The following is a 207-nucleotide window of genomic DNA, read 5'->3' as shown; positions in this document are numbered from 1 at the left end:
CGTGATCCCAGCGGTGAACGATACCAACGAAAACGGTACGCCAGATGCGGATGAACTTGCAGCAGTTGAAGACCTTGTAGCAGAAGCAGAAGCAGCATATGCAGCAGCAGAACAAGCTCTTGCAGATACCCTTGCAGATGATGCTGTGACCCAAGCAGAAGTTGATGACTTAACTCAAGCCCTTGCAGATGCACAACAAGCGAAAGC

At 50.2% G+C, this 207-nt stretch carries 1 protein-coding gene; it reads left to right on the top strand.

All coding sequences use genetic code 11. The annotated features are described in order from the left end of the window. Positions 1-13 precede the first annotated feature (13 nt). The coding region (locus CYK47_RS15385; protein WP_213072444.1) for a GA-like domain-containing protein at positions 14-207 on the top strand (194 nt) is incomplete at its 3' end.

Source organism: Acinetobacter sp. B51(2017), assembly GCF_003711395.1.
Lineage (GTDB): Bacteria > Pseudomonadota > Gammaproteobacteria > Pseudomonadales > Moraxellaceae > Acinetobacter.
This window is presented reverse-complemented; position numbering and strand designations above follow the sequence as displayed.